This is a genomic window from Helicobacter pylori oki112 (assembly GCF_000600085.1).
In the GTDB taxonomy this organism is placed as follows: domain Bacteria; phylum Campylobacterota; class Campylobacteria; order Campylobacterales; family Helicobacteraceae; genus Helicobacter; species Helicobacter pylori_CY.
The window spans coordinates 314,128-331,549 of the sequence record NZ_CP006821.1 but is presented as its reverse complement, the minus strand read 5'-3'; the positions used below and the strand labels follow the sequence as shown (position 1 = coordinate 331,549).

The following is a 17,422-nucleotide window of genomic DNA, read 5'->3' as shown; positions in this document are numbered from 1 at the left end:
TCCTAAAAAATGATTACGCCATTATATCCAAGATTAAGGCTTAAACGATGGATTTTCAACTCCAAGCGACTGACAAACACGCACGAGCTGGTCTTTTAAATTTAGCCCATTCTCAAGTGGCAACGCCTGTTTTTATGCCAGTAGGCACGCAAGGCTGCATCAAATCTTTAGACGCTACAGATGCACAAGAAATTTTAGGCACTAAACTCATTTTAGCCAACACCTATCACATGTATTTAAGGCCGGGTGAGAAAGTGGTTGAACAATTAGGAGGCTTGCATCGTTTCACTCAATTTCATGGGAGTTTTTTAACCGATAGCGGAGGGTTTCAAGCCTTTAGCTTGAGCGATAACGTCAAATTGCAAGAAGACGGGATCGTTTTTAAATCCCATATTGATGGGAGCAAACATTTATTCACGCCCGCTAAAGTTTTAGACATTCAATACGCCTTAAATAGCGATATTATGATGGTTTTAGACGATTTAGTGGGCTTGCCCGCTCCCTTAAAACGCCTTGAAGAATCCATTAAAAGAAGTGCTAAATGGGCGAATATGAGCCTAGAATACCACAAAGAAAATAACCGCCCCAACAACAACCTTTTTGCCATTATCCAGGGCGGCACGCATTTGAAAATGCGCAGCCTTAGCGTGGGATTAACGCATGAGGGTTTTGATGGCTACGCTATAGGCGGTTTAGCGGTGGGGGAAAGTGCAGATGAAATGCTAGAAACCATCGCGCACACCGCCCCCTTGCTCCCCAAAGACAAGCCTCGCTACTTAATGGGCGTAGGCACGCCTGAAAATATCCTAGACGCTATCAGTTTAGGGGTGGATATGTTTGATTGCGTGATGCCCACCAGAAACGCCAGAAACGCCACCCTTTTCACGCATTCTGGCAAAATTTCTATCAAAAACGCACCCTATAAATTGGATGATACCCCTATTGAAGAAAATTGCGCTTGTTATGCTTGCAAACGCTATTCTAAAGCCTATTTGCACCATCTCTTTAGGGCTAAAGAACTCACTTACGCTCGTTTAGCCAGCTTGCACAATTTGCATTTTTATTTAGAGCTGGTTAAAAACGCCAGAAACGCCATTTTAGAAAAGCGGTTTTTGAGTTTTAAAAAAGAATTTTTGGAGAAATACCACTCCCGCTCTCATTGAATGATGGAATGCAAAAATACTAAAAAGCGTTTTTTACCATCAATAAAAGTTTTTCTTCAAATAAGGCTTTAGTTTTTAATTTTTCATTAAAACAAAACCCTATCTTTGATAAATCTCAGGGTGGGTGCTTTTAAAACGCCTGTGGAACCAAAAATAACTTTCTGGGTGGTTTCTAATCACTTCTTCGCACAAACTCGCTTGCGCTTGCGTGCATTCTAAAATATCGTTTTCAGCGTTATCGGTGATTTGAGAGCGGATACTTTCGTAATAAGTCGCTGTATAATGCGAATAATCGTCATTAAAATCAATGAATACCGGCTGGATGTCAATATTGTAGCGGCGCGATAAAATAGAAGCGATCGTGGTGTGCGTAGCGTCTTTATTGAAAAATTTCACCACCACCCCATCTTTAGGCGCAACATTTTGATCCACTAAAATCCCCACAAGGCCATTGCCTTGATTATACATTTTAATGAGTTCTTTCATCGCTCCCACTTTATTGACAAAACGCACCCCAAACGCTTCTCGCCTGCTCATAATCATGTGATTGATGGGGGCGAATTTAGTCAAACGCCCCAAACACCCCCTACCATAATCCTTATAATATTGCGCTAAAGTCGTGCCTACCGCTTCCCAATAGCCAAAATGCATGCATAAAGTGATCGCTTGGCCTTCCTTGTTTAAAGACTTCCACACGTTTTCTTCATTGATGAGCGTGAAACGAGCGTCGTATTCATCTTTAGGGATAAAAATCACTCTAATGGTTTCTAAAATAATGAAGGCAAAATTTTCATAACCCTTTTTAATAATCCTTTTTTTCTCTTCTTCGCTTTTAGAATCTCCAAACACAAAATCCAAATTGGCTTTAGCGTCAAAATAACGATGTCTATCAAAAGTTTTCATCAGCCACGCCACAGCTTTAATACACCTTAAAAACCACGAATGGGGCATTTTAGCTAAAATAAACCCTAAAATATTCACTAAAAATTCCACGATAAAAATACTCAAAATGCGTAATTCCGTTTTCAAACCCCTGTCGTCTTTATTCAATATTTTTTCGTGTATGAGTCGTTCTTTATAAGTCATTCTTTTCCTTTAAAATGTTTAAAACGCATTCTTTAATTTTTTTAGGATCTATGTTTTGGATAGAAAAATCCTTTTTATGGTAGTTGGCGTTTGAATTACCGGTGAGCGAAACATTGATCGGGCTTTCTAATTTAAAACGCTCCATGGGCGTGTTGCCATAAAGGGTGATGCTAGCTTTTTGCAACGCCCATGCTAAATGCGTAATACCCGTATCGCCCCCAATAATCAAATCCATTTTAAAGAGCAACGCCTTAACTTCGTTTAAAGTGAGTTTAGGGAGCAATAATGTATCGCACTGGTTTTTTAAAGAATGATAAAGCGTAGTGGCCTTCTTTTCATCAGCATGCCATAACAAGCAAATTTGAAAATTTTCTAGCATCAAAGCCAGATCTTTAAAACGCTCTATAGGGTAAGTTTTATTGGTTTTAGAAGTTTCTAAAACAAAAAGGATTTTTGGTTTATTTTGATTCAAATTTAACGCATTGATTTTTGGGGAATCTTGGTAAGAAAACACTTTAAATCTAGAGCTTAAGCCCTCTGAAATTTCGTTTTTGGGCAAGTTTAGGGCATGGAATAGGAGCGTGAAATTGCGCTTTAAAATAGGCTCATCATAAGCGATAGAAACTTTTTGCGAGTAAAAAAACGCGCTCAAACCCTCTCTAGCCGAAGCGTAATCAAAGCCGACTTTTTTAGGGGCTTTCAACATTTGCGTGATGAGAGCGGATTTGATTAGACCCTGCATGTCAATGACTATATCGTATTCATAAGCCCTTAAAGATTTAAAAAGTTTGAAAATCTTCAAAGGGTTCAAGGTTGTAAGCGTGCTTTTTAAAGCGATGGGGTGTAATTTATCAATATAAGGGGAATGCTCTAAAATCGCGCCAAATCTTTCATCCACGAACCATTCTATTTGAGCGTTAGCAAAACGCTCTTTAATAGCCGCTAAAAATACCGCACTCACGATAATATCTCCGAGCGCTGAAAGCCTGACAATCGCTATTTTCAAGCAAACTCTATCGTCAAAGGAATGGGCTTAACGAGTTTAGGGAGCATCTCTTTAGCCAAGTAAAGCGTGTCATTAGAATGGATCACAAGCTTGTTTTTTTCTAGCGTGTATTTTAAATGGTGGCTGTCTGTTAGGCACAAATTTTCGGCTAAAGAAAGGATAAAACTCAGCCATTGTAAGGTTAAAAGGCTTGGCATCATCGCACTCATGTGGGCGATAGCGTTGTCTTTAGGGATTTTTTTATGGCTGAATTGCGCCAATAAGCAAATGATCGCTCTATCCTGGTGGCTAAAGCCATAACTCAAAGCGTTTAAAATAAAATACGCGCTGTGCTTGTGGGCTAAATAAACGCTTAAAATCTTACCCATGCTCGCTAATTCCCCCGCAATCTTTAAATGGAAAAGGTATTTTTCATCTATTTTATGCAAAGGCGATAAGGCTTCAAACAATTTCACGCATTCTTTTTTGACCTTTTGGCTGTGCTTTTCATGGGGCAAAAAGCGATCTTTTAAAGAGATTAGAGAGGGGTTGATATTAGGGGGGAATTTATGGTAATGGTGGCGCAATAAATCGCTTAAAAACACGCCTTCTCTCACCCCCACCCCACTAGTGATCATTAAAGAAGTTTTTAAATGCTCCAAAACGACTGATAGAATCAACGCTCCGCTCCTGATGCTATCCAAACGCTCTTCATTCACCCCCAAAAGCCGTAATTGATCTTCTTTAAGCATGACGATTTTTTCAATGAACGCTAAATTTTTATGCACATCTATTTCATAGCCATGCAAAGAATCAATAGGGTAACAAAAGCGTTTCATCAATACCTTACTCAACGCTCTGATCGTCCCACCTACCCCAAAGGCATTTTTGTGCTTAAAGGGCAGTTTAGAGACTTCTTTTTGGATAAAGGCTTTAGCCAATTTGACATCTAAGTCTTTGTCTAAAAACATTTCTTTAATGCGAATCGTCCCAACATCAAGCGAGATTAAGTCCTTAATCTTGCCTTTTTCAATCAACGCGCACTCCGTGCTACCCCCTCCAATATCTATCGTGATCCCTGAATTTTTATGCAACAAATTCGCGCACGCGATCCCGCCATAGAGTGCTTCTTTTTGCCCATCAATGATTTTGATTTGCAAACCGCAAGCCTTTTTCACTCTCGCTACAAATTCCAACCGATTAGGGGCATCGCGCACCGCTGAGGTCGCCACGCACAAGATTTTTTTGCTTTTGTATTTGAGGGCGATTTCTTTAAATTCGCTCAAGGCTTTAATGGCTCTTTGCATGGGGATTTCTTGTAAGATTCCATTAAACGCATAACAACCCTCTGAAATCCTAACCCTAGACTTAGTCTCAAAAAGCAAGTAAAACCCAAACTGGCTCGTCTTTTTAAAGACTGCCAAACGCACTGAATTAGAGCCTATATCAATCACGGTTGTGATTTTAGCCATTGCTAGCCTTTAATCTTGCTCTTTTAAGCTTTCGTATTTGTATTTCAATTCCTCTTTGCTCTCTGCATTGTTAGGATCCGGTAAAATCGCATCTACAGGGCATACGCTCACGCAACGAGGCTCATCATCATCATACCCGTAACACTCTGTACATCTGTCTGGATCAATATTATAAATGGGATCGCCCTCTTCAATCGCCTCACTAGGGCATTCTTCTCTGCAAGCATCGCACGCAATGCATTCATCATTCACCAATAATGACATGACTAACTCCTTTTAAAAAGTTTGAATACGATTTTTACTCTAAATTAGCTTAAAATTCAATCTAAAAAGACTATTTTTTTTTGATTATAAGAATGGGGGCTATTTTCCAACACGCCTAAAACCCCTAAATCTTTTAAATGAGTGTAGTCTTGCTTGTGGGTTTCTACAAACACGCTCAAGCCCAAACGCCAAGCGAATTCTACCATGCCTTTTAGATCTTCTTTCAAAAGCTCTTCATCTAAAATGACCCCATCAGATCCTTGAACAAGCGATTCTAAAAGCTGGTAGTGGCTGATGAAAAAATCCTCATGGACAATCAAAGAGCTCGCATGGCGGCGCAATAATCCTAAAACTTCTAAATCAAACACGCTTGGAACGCCTATTTCGTATAATCCTTTGAAATTGACAATGACGCAATCGGTGTGGGTGTTTTCTTTCAAAAGCTTTTCTAAAACCTCATCAGGGGTTACAGAAACACAATCTTTGGTTTGAGGAATAACTCTAGGCAAGTAAGGGTTATACGACAGGCTTTTACCCAGCATTTCATAAGAAAGCATGCCCTCTTTTAAGGCTAAGCTTTTTTGTAAATTTTCTAAAATCCCTATTTCTTGCATTCTTGAATGATCTTATTGTGCTCTTTTAATTCGGGTTCGGCTTGGATAGACTCTTTAGCGATGCTAGAAAAAATTTTTTTAGCCTCCAAGCAATTCCCCAATTTGTAATAACCCCATGCTAAAGAATCCAAATAAAGCACTGATCCAGAATCCAACGCTAAGGCTTTCCTCACAAAATCCATGCCCCTTTTAATATCCATGTCATAATCTATTAAGGAATACCCTAAAAAATTATAAAAGAAAGCGTCTTGCGCGTCTTCTTTATCTTTGGTTTTAGCGAGTATTTGTTGGCGCTCTTTGGTGGCTTGCTCTAATTTTTGAATGATAGGCAGCATCTCTTCTTTGGTGAGTTTTTTCTTATTCGCACTCAAGCTTTCATAATGATAAATCGCCTCTAACCCTAAGAATTTAGGATCTTTTTTTTCTTGATAGATCAAAGAAGCTTGTTTGGAAGCTTGATCGAATTTTTTTTGTGCGGTGTATAAGTCTAACAACAAACGCCTATCAAAAGGGAATAATTCTGCGATTTTCTGGGCCTTATCAAACTCTTTTAACAAGATTAATACCCCTATGTAAAATTGGGCGTTTTGAACGATAGGGTTTTTTTCATACAAACGAGAGAAAGTCGTTTTAGCCAAATCAAGCTCGTTAAATTGCGTGAAAGTGTTGAGCGCTTTTTGGCACAATTGCTCTGAGCAACCATACCTGTCTATATGAGATTGCAACAAATCCAAACCCTCTTTTTTACGATTTTGCAAAAAATAGATCGTAATGAGTTTTTCTAGGCTGTCTTCATCATGCACTTGGTTATAAAACTTATTCAATAGCGGGAAAGCCTTATCCAAACGCTTTTGAGTCAAATACAAAGTCCCTAACACATTGTCTGTGGCTATGGTCTTTTCTTCTTTACGGATTTTGTGCAGCAATTCAATCGCCTTATCAATCTGCCCCATTTGCGCATAGCCATCCACTAAAATCTTATTGATAGAAACATCATTACGATTATTGGTGATTTTTTGATAGAGCATGGCTAAATGCATAGCGGTTTTAATATCCCCTAAACTCGCCGCTGAAATGGCCGCTTCTTTAGCATACACCACCTTATTGGTTTGCTTATAGAGATTCATATAGCCTTTTTGAGCGCTAGCAAAATCCCCTCTATGGAAAGCGTCTGAACTCAATAGGATTTGATGATCTTCTGAAAGGGTTTCAGCCTTAAGGCAAAACATGCTAAAAAGCAATAAACTTGCTAAAAATTTTTTCTTTATTTGAATATCCATTATTTTATTTCCTTTTTTGTATCACTGAAGTGAATTTTAGCGCACTTTAGTTTCTTTGGTTTTTTGTGTAATGCCCGGACAGCTTTGACAAAAAGCTTCTTTTTGCTCTTTAGAGAAAGTTTTCACGCTCTCCCAAAAAGGAAAAGTTTGGCATTGTTTAGGGCGCACGCTATAAATCTGGCATTTTTTGGTTTCTAAATCCAAAAACACGCATGCCAAACCCAACTCTTTAGCGTCTTTTTCTAGTAAAGAGAACTTATACCCCACCTTTTTAACATATTTTTGACTGAATTCTTCTAATTCTAATTTTAAAAAAGCGCTAATTTGTTGCATTTCTTGGATATTCAAAAAAATATACCCGCTTTCCCCCACGCAACACTTTGCCCCACAACCCTCGCATGCCTTAGGATTAAAACTGAAATCAAAATCTTGCATTAAACTACCCCTAATCCTATTGGAGATCAATACTCACGCTAAATTGCACCAACAGCCCTTCATCATCTTTAGAAATTTTTAAGGGCAATTGGCTTTGAGCGCTCGGTAAATATTTGTTGATTAGGGTGAAAAAAAGATAGGTTTTTTCTAATTCGCTCGCTCTGGCCATGATGAAAAATTGGGTTTTTTGAAGAGGGTTTTGAGAGAGCAAGGGTTTGATTTTATAAGCATCAAAACATTTTTTTAAGATCTTTTCTAAAATCCGCCTGGACTCTTCATCATTAAAAATCTTTAATAAGGATTCGCTGGTTTCTTTTTGATTACGATAGTTTGTTAGGGCTGTTTCAAAATGCCTTTGCGCGTATTCTAAAACGCTTTTTTTACGATTTTCTTCTAAAAGGATTTTTTTTAATTCCAGCATGCTAGGCCATAGAAAATACTCAGTATTGAGCCAACCCAATAAGGAAAAAACCCCTAAAAAAATAAGGTTTTTAATGATAAACCCTACATCGCCTGATTGCTCTCTGTCCAGGTGTGAAAAATGCAATGGCTTCATTTAATAGACTCCGGATTTTTTATCAGTAAGGAATTAGAAAAGTTGGTGGAGACAAAATTAAACCACCCGTCGCTTAAAGGGAAAAATTCCGCCCTAGAATAATCAAACATGGGGTTTAGTTTGTTTTGAAACAAAAAATAAAAGGCTTCTTTAGAAGGGGTTTTACCACTAACCACCACGCTTTGCTGGTCTATTTCAATGCTATTAATAGTGATGGAATCCGGCACAATATTTAAAAGCCCTTGCAAAACATCTCGTATATCATCATTGTAATTCAAACGCTTTTTGGCTTCTTTAATGAGTTTTAAGGTTTCATCAGTCTTAACCTGCAAGCGGCTGATTTCATGGCGGTAAAGCTTTTCTTGGATCGTCAAACTAGACGCATTATCTTGAGTGTTTTTAATAGCGTTATGCATAAACCCCACTAACCCCCCTATCACCACAAAAGATAAAAAAATGTAAAAAACCCAAATTTTAGAAAGCTTGCTGATAAGGTATTTCGCTCTTGGCTCAATGTAACTAAAACGCATGCTTTTCATTCTCCATGCGCGCTAAAATGTTCAAGCACTCCACTAAAGAAAAATCAAGCCTATCCACTTCTATCATCAAAGTTTCTTGCAAATGCATTAACGCTTTGTGGTGGATTTGACAGCTGTCTAAAACAACCACTTTTTCTACAAAGTCTATCTCTCTAGAATGATAGACGCTGCGCAATCCCTCTTGCAAAACATCTGCAATTAAGGGGATATTCGTCATGCCTTCAATCAAACTATAAGCGTCCTCTGTTATTTTTTCGCTATTATCCTTACTGCTGTCTAGGCCTATCGCTTCTTCAAGGCTGTCAATATCTTCTTGGATTTCACTCAAAAACAAATCCACAGCCTCATTATCCATTCCCATAAAATCTTCTTCTTTGCTCTCTATAAACTCTTCAGGTTGTTCTTCTAAAAACACGGATTTGGCTAAAAAAATCTCTTTTTTATCCGCAATCAAAAAATAAAATCTTGAACGCTCCAAAAGCAAATACAACAACGGCTTATTTTCTAAATGATCACGCACAAAATCATAAATAAGGCTAAAAGGCGAAAACAAAAAATCCACATCCTGGATTTTAAAACGCTTGAAATCCTTTAAAAAATCCTTAGATTCCACATAAACGCAATACTTTTGATTGACTTCACAAGCATGATAATCTTGATTTTCTTGTTTGATTTGTTCAAACGCCTGCTTTTCGCATAAAACCTCTTTAGCTTTACTCATCGCGCTGAAATAAGTGTAGGGGTATTTTTGGCTATAAGTTCTGGCGATTTTTAAGGCTTGAATAGGGACTTCACCATTTTTAGTCTCCACTTTAGTCTCAAAAGTTTTAAAAAATTTCTCTTTAATGCGATCGTTTTTGATCCTTATGACTTGAGTGGATAAAAGATTGTGATCCACATTAAAAGAGATATACACTTGAGAGCAAAACCTCTCCTTAAACGCTTTTTTTAACCCCTTAAGCACCCAAACCCCTTTGAGGTTCTTCAAACCCAACAGAATCCATGCGCGTCTTTAAATATTCTTTAGCCCTTGAAAGTTCCCATTCTTTAGGGATGATTACCGATTCTAGCATGTAATAATGCACTTCGCTAAAAGGCTTAGGGATTTCAAATTGATCCCAAGTGTTCAACCGCCATGCGTTTTTACAAACCACCCGACAAGTGCTAATCCCCACGCCTGATTTTTGAGCTAAAGCGATCACCCCATCCGCTATGCTGTGTCGTGGGCCTTTAGGGCCATCAGGAGTGATGGCGACATCGCAACCTTCTTTCAATCGTTTAAGCCCCTCTATCAAAACCTTAACCCCCCCTTTTTTGCTAGAACCTCTAATGTTTTTAAAACCAAAGCTTTCAAACAAACCCGCCGCAATAGAGCCGTCAAAATGCTGGCTTGCGATCACATAAACAGAAGGTTTTTCAAGCCTTAAATACGCAAACCCAATCATGCCAAGCTCCCCATGCCAACAGCTCACAATAAAGGGCTTTTCTTTTAAATTTTGAGCTAAAAAATAGCGGTTTTTACAAGTTTTATGCAACAACCAAAGGACTCCAAACGCCAAGCGTGGGACAACCTTCAAAACAATATTTTTCCTGAAAAATTTTAAGCTCAATTCTCGCCTTTAAACCCGCTCTTCATTGGTTATTTTGATTAGTTGCCTTTGATGGCCGCTATCAAGTGCCCTTTGGAATGAGAAACAATCTCCACTTTTACAAGCTCGCCCGGATTTCTTTTTTCTTTACACGCTACTTCAATGAATTTCCCCGTATCGTTGCGCCCTTCAAAACCCACGATTTGATTATCCATTTCACGCCTGTTTTCCACCAACACCACATGCGTTTTGCCCACTTCTAGCTTGGCTTTTTCTTCTAAAATTTCTTTGTGCCTGTTTTGCAATCTCTCTAACCTTGAAGATGAAACCTCTAATGGCACTCTTTCTTTCCAAGCTCCCGCTTCAGTGAAAGGGCGTGGGGAGTAAATGAAACTATAGAGCGTGTCAAAGCGCACTTTTTCTAGCACCTCCATCGTGTCTTCAAAATCCTTATCGCTCTCATTAGGAAAGCCCACGATAATATCCGTGCTAATGCCCACTTCAGGCACTAAAGCTTTTAACCTCTCCACCCGATTTAAAAACCACTCTTTACTATAACCCCTTCGCATCATCTTTAACACCGCGCTAGATCCGCTCTGTAAGGGCATGTGGATACTCTTGCACACTTTAGGATTTTTGGCAAAGCGTTCTAAAAATCCATCATTCATGTGCAAGGGGTGAGGCGAAGTGAATCGTATCCTTTCAATGCCTGAAATTTCGCTCAATTTATCCAACAAATCGCTAAAATCCACTTTCGCATGATCGCTACTGAAACGCGCACCATAATTATTCACATTCTGCCCTAAAAGCATGAGCTCTTTAGTGCCGTTATTCGCCAATTTCTCAGCTTCTTTTAAAATCAAATCCATAGGGATAGAAATTTCTTTCCCCCTAGTGTGCGGGACAATGCAATAAGCGCATTTTTTATCGCAACCTATAGAGATGTTTAGTAACGATCGGATTTGAGCCTTTTTTTCAAAAAATTCAAACGCATACGCGCTTTCATCGTAATCAATCGCCACTTCAACCGCTTTTTCTCTATGGATCACCTGAGAGATTTTAGACACATTCCTAGCCCCTAACACAAAGCTCACGCTTGGGGCTTTTTTCAAAATGTCCGCTCCCATGTGGCTTGCGGTGCACCCGCAAACCCCGATTTTGGCGTTGGGTTTTTTGATTTTAGCGAATTGCCCGATCTCTGAAAACAATTTCCTTTCAGGCTTTTCGCGCACGCTGCAAGTGTTGATTAAGATCAAATCCGCTGTTTTAGGGTCATTGGTCTCTTTATAGTCTAGTTTGGAAAGCTCGCTTAGTAGATGCTCGCTATCCCTAGAATTCATGGCACAACCCATGGTTTCAATATAAACTTTCAATACAAGCCTTTAAATAATGTGCAATTCATAAAGAAAATCTTTTTCATCAGTGCTGACCCTCACCTCATCTAAATAAGCCGTATGGCCTTTTTCTTTGAAAAAATCCACCGCTTTGAGCATGTCTTTATGGGCGTTTGTGGGGGCAAAATAGAAAATAGAACGCTTGTCTTCACTGAATTTGTGATACAAATCCTCTAATTCCACGCTCTTAGCGTCTGATTTTCTTGTATTCTTGGCTAAAACTAATTTCATTGACTCTTTCCTTAATTGATTTGGATTTCTCATTTTAACGCATTCTGTCTTTAAAACAAATTAGATTACCCTTTTCCCCCCTAAAAACAAGCGTTCCACTTCTTTAGCATGCAATAAAAATTGCAAAATCGCCTGCTCTTTAGTGAATTTTTCATTGAAACCAAACACGCTCAAATCCGCCCTTTTGTTGGCTTCTATCTCGCCATTATTTAAAGCTAAAGCTTTAGCCCCATGCCTAGTCGCTCCTAAAAGGGCTATTTTGGCTAATTCTAATAACGGCATGTTATGGGTGAGCAAGAACGCCCTTAATTCGTCTAAAAGGCTCAGTGAAATGTTAGAACTCAAGCCATCAGTGGCGACGCTCACGCTCAAACCGGCTTCTTTGGTTCTTTCTAAATCCAACGCTTTCCCGCTCAATAGGCGGTTAGAAAAGGGGCATGTGATTAAAAAAGCGTTTTTGACTTGAGATTTAATCCTTTTTAACGCTTCCAAAGAAGCGAACTGGTTATGCACGAATAAAGTGTGCGTGTCTTTAAACATGTCAATGTAATCGTTCGCGCCTTTATAGAGCGATTTGGAATGAGACTCCTTTAAAAAATGCTGGTAAAAATTTTCAAACCACCCTTTAGAATTTTCTACCCATTCTAATTCTTCAAACGATTCTAAAAAATGCGTAGAAAGCAGGCTTTGTGAATCTTTGGCCAATTGGATGACGCTCAAAGCCATGTCTTTTTGAACCGAATAAGGGGCATGCACAGCGAGAGCGGCTTTAAGCTTTTTGTCTTCCAAATCTTTTAGCTCTTTAAATTTTGCCTCAAACGCTTTTAATTTTTCTAAAGAATAGCTGCTCCCTAAAAACTCTAAAAACACGACAGCACTCAAGGGGCTTTCTTTTAACAAATCAACTTCTATCAGGTGGTTAGAAATCGCTCCCACGCTCCCCACCCCGCTTTTTAATTGCACAGCGATGGCGTTTTGAATAGCCCCTTGGCAATTTTCTAAAATCGCTCCCCCATTGTTTAACACGCTCCCTAACCAGCCAGAAAAACTCCCGTAATCAAAACTCGCCTTGTTGTTGGAAAATTCAAAATGGGTGTGCGCGTTGATAAAAGCGGGCAACAGAACGGAATTTTCAAAAAACTGCGCCTTTAAGTGGGGGTATTTGAGCGTTAAACTTTGATAATCGCCCACTTCAACAATCTTTTCATCAAAGACTACGCCATAATCTTCTAACACTTCGCATTTTTCATTACACAAAAAAACTAAAGACGCTCCTATGATTTCTTGCATGCATTCTCCTTAATAAATGTGGTTTGCCCATTTAAAATCATTCTTTGAACTTCGCCGTATAATTCCAAACCATAAAAGGGCGAATTTTGATTACTCACTCTTGTTTGAGCGTTTAAATCCACGATCATCAAATTGGCTAATTGGTTTTCTTTAACCTCGCCTGCATTGAGTTTTAAAAACTTCGCTTGATTGATCGCCATGACTTTAATGAGCTGTTGGAAACTGATAACCTTTTTTTGAACTAAAAAAGTGTAAGCCACGCTAAAAGCGTCCTCTATGCTCTCACACCCAAAAGCGCTTTCTTCAAAAAGCTGTGCGTTAGAGTTTTTAAAAACATGAAGGCTTGTGAGCATGGCGATTTCGTTATTTTTTAGGGCTTCTTTTAGGGCGTTTTGGCTTTCTTTATCCCTTAAAGGAGGAGCGATTTTAAATCGTGGCTCATAATCTTCATACACGCTCTCATCTAAGATCAAATGACTTAAGGGTGTTTGGGCTTGTAATTTCGCTCCTAAATCATTAAAGGCTTTGATGAGTTTGAGCGTGGTGATGCTATTCACTTTATCTAAAAGCATGGGGATTTGTAACGCTCTAGAAACTTCCATGAAACGCACCAAGCGCGTGTTTTCAAACGCATTGTCTACAAAATTTTGCCCCAATTCATAGGCTAATTCCCCACTATTTAGGGCTTCAAAAGAATTTTCTAAAGAGACTAAAAAAGGCAAGTTGTAGGATTTGGCGTAGTGGCTGATGAGTTCTAAAAAAGCATCAGATGGCGCGATTAAAATTTCCCCTCCTTTATTTTTAAGCGTAGCGATGTCGGCTAGTTGGTTGTTTTTAATTGCCATAATATTTTTAATGCCGCTTTGATCGCAATTAAAAACATTGAGTAACCCTACCCCCCCTTTAAAAGCCTTTTGTTTTAAATTTTCATAACCCTCCAAACCAGTAACGCTCAAATCAATGAAGCTTGGCAGCACGAATAAATCCCTGCACTCAACCACTTCTTCATTTTTGGTAGGGCTTAAGTTTTCTTTAATCTCTGTAATGAGAGAATCTTTTAAGCGGATATCCGCTCTTTTTAAAACCCCATCATCATAAAACGAAGCGTTTTTTAACAGCATCAAACTCTCCTATTTTTGCAAAAAATTCGTCAGGCTTTCTAAAGAATTTGTCATGATCAATATCCCCATTAAAATAAGCACCAACCCTGAAACAATTTCAATCGCACGGTTGTATTTCTTTAAGGATTTTAAAAATAAAAGCGCTCTTTCTAGCATTAAAGCCACCAATAAAAAAGGGATCGCCAAGCCCATTACAAACACCACCATAAGCATTAAGCCATAAGCGTCCTTGCTCGCGCTCATGATCACTATAGAAGTGAATATCGGCCCGATGCATGGCGTCCAACCTAAAGCGAAACTCATGCCCAAAAGAAAGGGGTAAAAGCGCTGCATGCTATTAGACTTGCTCGCTAAACCAACGCTTTGAGTTTTATACAAAAACGAAAAACGAAACACGCCTAAAAAATGCAAACCAAAAAGGATCACAATCCCCCCGGCGATATAATTCACCCAGGAAAACGAAAAGCTATGGATAAGCTTGGCCATAGACATGCCCACGCCTAAAAACACGAGCGAAAACCCCACCACAAACATCAAGGATTTTAAAAAAACCGAAACCCTTTTAGCCTTACCATCTTTAATGTCCTCTAAAGAAATTTGAGAAATATAAGACATATACGCCGGGATTAAAGGCAACACGCAAGGGCTTAAAAAAGTTAAAATCCCGGCTAAAAGCGAAGTTAAAAGAGGTGCTGTGTCAAAGAGATTAACAAGCGTGTTATCAAACATCATTCAATCCTTTTTTCAAAATAACCATCTCTTGTATTTTTAGGATAACAAAACCTCACTTAATCTTAGGCACAATCTCGTTATTTTCTACCACAAATGCCACGCTGCCATTCTCTTTAACTTTATCCTCTAAAATGAGTTCAGCGAGCTTGTCTTCTACCATTTCATAGAGCGCGCGCTTTAGGGGTCTAGCGCCATAAAATCTGTCAAATCCCGCTTTAGCGATCAATTTTTTTGCCTTTTCGTCTAGGGTTATATTAATGCCCCTTTCAAGTGCTTTTTTTTGAATGTTTTCAAAGAGTATCCCCACGATATTTATGATAGCATAACTATCTAGAGCGTTAAAGGAGATGATTTCATCTAAGCGGTTTAAAAATTCCGGCTTGAAAAATTGCCTCAAGCTCTCTTTAATCGCTTTTTGTTTATCAGCTTCACTCAAACTTTCTTCCAAAAGCGCGTCGCTAGCCACATTGCTGGTTAAAATCAAAATCGTGTTTTTGAAATCCACCCTCACGCCCTTACTATCGGTTAAATGCCCCTCATCTAAAACCTGCAACAAGAGATTAAACACATCCGGATGGGCTTTTTCCACTTCATCTAACAGCACCACGCTATAAGGCTTTCTGCGCACCGCTTCGGTCAATTGCCCGCCTTCTTCATAGCCCACATACCCAGGAGCGGCTCCAATAAGACGGCTTATAGAGTGCTTTTCCAAATATTCGCTCATGTCAATTCGTATAAGGTTTTTATCGCTATCAAACAAGAATTGTGCCAAAGCTTTAGCGCTCTCGGTTTTACCCACCCCTGTTGGCCCTAAAAAGAGGAAACTCCCTATGGGTTTATTGCTATCGCTAAGCCCGGCCTTATTCCTTTTAATCGCTTTAGCGATCGCTTTGATCGCTTTTTCTTGCCCCACCACTCTTTTTTGCAATTCGCTTTCAATGTTTAAAACCCTATTTTTTTCGCTTTGGAGCATTTTTTGGACCGGGATGTGCGTCCATTGGCTCACGATCTCAGCGATGTTGTTTTCGGTTAAAGCGTTTTGCAACAACGCCCCGTTTTGTTGCATCGCTTCCCATTTGTGCTGCAATTCTTCTTCTTTCTTTTTGTTTTCAGGGATTTTAGAGTATTCAATTTCACCCGCTTGCTGGTAATCCCCATTGCGCTTAAACCTCTCAGCCTCTTTTTTCAAGCTTTCCATTTCCATTTTCAAGCGTGAAATTTCTTTGAATACTTCTTTTTCGTTTTCAAATTGCGCTTCTAATTGGATTTTTTCTTCTTTCAAATCGCTCAATTCTTTAAGGATTTCTTGCATGCGTTTGGCATTGCTCTCTTTTTTTTCCATTTCAAGGGCTTGTTTTTCCATTTCCAGTCTTTGGATGGAGCGCTTAACGCTGGAGAGTTTTGCCGGCTCTGATTCCATTTGCATTTTTAATTGAGCCGCCCCCTCATCAATCAAATCAATCGCTTTATCGGGTAAAAACCTATCGGTGATATAACGGCTAGAGAGTTTAGCGCTCGCTACGAGCGCGGAGTCATTGATGGTGATATTATGGTGCGTTTCTAAAGTTTCTTTTAACCCCCTTAAGATCTGTAAAGCTTCATTGATGCTAGGCTCATTGAGTAAAATGGGTTGGAAACGCCTTTGCAATGCCATGTCTTTTTCAAAATACTTGCGGTATTCTTTCAGGGTGGTCGCTCCAATCGTGTGCAATTCCCCCCTAGCGAGCGCGGGTTTTAAAATATTAGCCGCATCCATGCCCCCCTCACTAGCCCCAGCCCCCACGATCGTATGGATTTCATCAATGAATAAAATCACATTTGTGCTTTTTTTAACTTCTTCAATCACCTTTTTCAAGCGCTCTTCAAACTCGCCTCTGTATTTGGCTCCAGCCACCAATAAGCTTAGATCTAAAGCGACGACTCGTTTGTTTAAAAGCGTTTTAGGCACTTCTTTATTCACAATGCGTTGGGCCAAACCTTCCACAACCGCCGTTTTCCCCACTCCAGGCTCGCCCAGTAAAATAGGGTTATTTTTTGTTTTTCTTATCAAAATTTGCATCATGCGAATGATTTCTTCATCTCTTCCGATCACGGGATCCAGCTTATTTTCTAGGGCTTTTTGCGTCAAATCAATGCCAAATTTTTCCAAACTTTCCAAATTGGAATCATCGTTTTTACCTTGAATAGTCGCGCCTTTTCTTAAAGATTCTAAAGTTTTTTGCAATTCCTTAGTGTCTAAATAAGGTTTCAAAACGCTTTCAAAAAGGCTCATATTCGCCAAAAGATACACGTCTGTAGCAATGAAAGAATCGCCCCTTTTAGCCATCAAGCCTTGAGCGTTTTCCAAACTTTGGATTAGAGCTTGGTTTAATTGGATATTTTGCTTGCTGATTTGTGAAACTTTAGCAAACTTATTCAACTCGCTTTGAACGCTAAGCTTTAAAGCTTCAATATCCACAGGCATTTTTTGTAAGGCCTGAATGAGAATGCCTTGGGAGTTATTAAGCATGGCAAAAAGCATGTGCATGGGCGTTACTTCAGCGTTTTTATGGTGTAAAGCTAAAGCGAGCGCACTGTCTAAAGTCTCATGCAATTGGTCAGTCATTTTTTCAAATAAATTCATTATCAATCCTTTTTGAGTTTTAAAATCTTTACTATTTTACACTATTTT

18 protein-coding genes are annotated in these 17,422 nt (G+C 39.1%); 1 reads left to right on the top strand and 17 read right to left on the bottom strand.

Annotated features, from left to right (window positions below; translation table 11 throughout):
• Positions 1-47 precede the first annotated feature (47 nt).
• The gene (tgt, locus tag HPOKI112_RS01615; RefSeq protein WP_025309641.1) at positions 48-1,163 is read left to right on the top strand and encodes a tRNA guanosine(34) transglycosylase Tgt; all 1,116 of its coding nucleotides are present in this window, start codon (positions 48-50) and stop codon (positions 1,161-1,163) included.
• Between the two features lie 99 nt (positions 1,164-1,262).
• On the opposite strand, the gene HPOKI112_RS01610 is transcribed toward tgt, so the two are convergent.
• Genes HPOKI112_RS01610 through HPOKI112_RS01530 form a run of 17 tightly spaced genes read right to left on the bottom strand, consistent with a single transcriptional unit; the run spans position 1,263 to position 17,374 of the window.
• Entirely contained in the window at positions 1,263-2,249 is a 987-nt protein-coding gene (locus tag HPOKI112_RS01610) for a lipid A biosynthesis lauroyl acyltransferase (RefSeq protein WP_025275653.1), read from the bottom strand.
• A complete protein-coding gene (gene waaC, locus HPOKI112_RS01605) occupies positions 2,239-3,255 on the bottom strand; it encodes a lipopolysaccharide heptosyltransferase I (RefSeq protein ID WP_025275652.1) in 1,017 nt (338 codons plus the stop codon). Before waaC ends, HPOKI112_RS01610 begins: the two co-directional genes overlap by 11 nt.
• Positions 3,252-4,706 (bottom strand): Ppx/GppA family phosphatase, encoded by a 1,455-nt coding sequence (locus tag HPOKI112_RS01600; protein WP_025309640.1) that lies wholly within the window; start codon positions 4,704-4,706, stop codon positions 3,252-3,254. Before HPOKI112_RS01600 ends, waaC begins: the two co-directional genes overlap by 4 nt.
• Positions 4,707-4,715: 9 nt before the next feature.
• Complete coding sequence (locus HPOKI112_RS01595) at positions 4,716-4,970, bottom strand: YfhL family 4Fe-4S dicluster ferredoxin (protein ID WP_000055463.1); 255 nt, start codon at positions 4,968-4,970, stop codon at positions 4,716-4,718.
• A 56-nt stretch (positions 4,971-5,026) separates the two neighbouring features.
• Positions 5,027-5,584: a beta/alpha barrel domain-containing protein gene (locus HPOKI112_RS01590; protein ID WP_025309639.1), complete on the bottom strand. Its 558-nt coding sequence runs from the start codon at positions 5,582-5,584 to the stop codon at positions 5,027-5,029.
• Complete coding sequence (locus tag HPOKI112_RS01585; RefSeq protein WP_025309638.1) at positions 5,572-6,864, bottom strand: tetratricopeptide repeat protein; 1,293 nt, start codon at positions 6,862-6,864, stop codon at positions 5,572-5,574. Before HPOKI112_RS01585 ends, HPOKI112_RS01590 begins: the two co-directional genes overlap by 13 nt.
• A gap of 36 nt (positions 6,865-6,900) precedes the next feature.
• Positions 6,901-7,299: a YkgJ family cysteine cluster protein gene (locus HPOKI112_RS01580; RefSeq protein ID WP_001150533.1), complete on the bottom strand. Its 399-nt coding sequence runs from the start codon at positions 7,297-7,299 to the stop codon at positions 6,901-6,903.
• Positions 7,300-7,315: 16 nt separating this feature from the next.
• Positions 7,316-7,855, bottom strand: coding sequence for a hypothetical protein (locus tag HPOKI112_RS01575; protein ID WP_000803099.1), 540 nt, complete (start codon positions 7,853-7,855; stop codon positions 7,316-7,318).
• Positions 7,852-8,385 (bottom strand): hypothetical protein, encoded by a 534-nt coding sequence (locus tag HPOKI112_RS01570; protein WP_001883589.1) that lies wholly within the window; start codon positions 8,383-8,385, stop codon positions 7,852-7,854. The genes HPOKI112_RS01575 and HPOKI112_RS01570 overlap by 4 nt, the downstream gene beginning before the upstream one ends.
• Positions 8,375-9,358 (bottom strand): hypothetical protein, encoded by a 984-nt coding sequence (locus HPOKI112_RS01565; protein WP_025309637.1) that lies wholly within the window; start codon positions 9,356-9,358, stop codon positions 8,375-8,377. Before HPOKI112_RS01565 ends, HPOKI112_RS01570 begins: the two co-directional genes overlap by 11 nt.
• The gene (locus HPOKI112_RS01560; RefSeq protein WP_025309636.1) at positions 9,351-10,004 is read right to left on the bottom strand and encodes a lysophospholipid acyltransferase family protein; all 654 of its coding nucleotides are present in this window, start codon (positions 10,002-10,004) and stop codon (positions 9,351-9,353) included. Before HPOKI112_RS01560 ends, HPOKI112_RS01565 begins: the two co-directional genes overlap by 8 nt.
• A 38-nt stretch (positions 10,005-10,042) precedes the next feature.
• On the bottom strand, positions 10,043-11,356 hold the full coding sequence (gene miaB, locus HPOKI112_RS01555) for a tRNA (N6-isopentenyl adenosine(37)-C2)-methylthiotransferase MiaB (protein WP_025309635.1): 1,314 nt from the start codon (positions 11,354-11,356) through the stop codon (positions 10,043-10,045).
• Between the two features lie 9 nt (positions 11,357-11,365).
• Positions 11,366-11,608 carry a nuclease gene (locus tag HPOKI112_RS01550; RefSeq protein WP_000780044.1) on the bottom strand — a complete coding sequence of 81 codons (243 nt, stop codon included), beginning with the start codon at positions 11,606-11,608 and terminating at the stop codon, positions 11,366-11,368.
• A 60-nt stretch (positions 11,609-11,668) separates the two neighbouring features.
• Complete coding sequence (mqnF, locus tag HPOKI112_RS01545; protein WP_025276685.1) at positions 11,669-12,898, bottom strand: aminofutalosine deaminase family hydrolase; 1,230 nt, start codon at positions 12,896-12,898, stop codon at positions 11,669-11,671.
• A complete protein-coding gene (locus HPOKI112_RS01540; RefSeq protein ID WP_025276684.1) occupies positions 12,883-14,019 on the bottom strand; it encodes an amidohydrolase family protein in 1,137 nt (378 codons plus the stop codon). Before HPOKI112_RS01540 ends, mqnF begins: the two co-directional genes overlap by 16 nt.
• 9 nt (positions 14,020-14,028) lie before the next feature.
• The gene (locus tag HPOKI112_RS01535; protein ID WP_025276683.1) at positions 14,029-14,748 is read right to left on the bottom strand and encodes a cytochrome c biogenesis protein CcdA; all 720 of its coding nucleotides are present in this window, start codon (positions 14,746-14,748) and stop codon (positions 14,029-14,031) included.
• Between the two features lie 55 nt (positions 14,749-14,803).
• The gene (locus HPOKI112_RS01530; RefSeq protein ID WP_025309634.1) at positions 14,804-17,374 is read right to left on the bottom strand and encodes an ATP-dependent Clp protease ATP-binding subunit; all 2,571 of its coding nucleotides are present in this window, start codon (positions 17,372-17,374) and stop codon (positions 14,804-14,806) included.
• Positions 17,375-17,422: the final 48 nt, after the last annotated feature.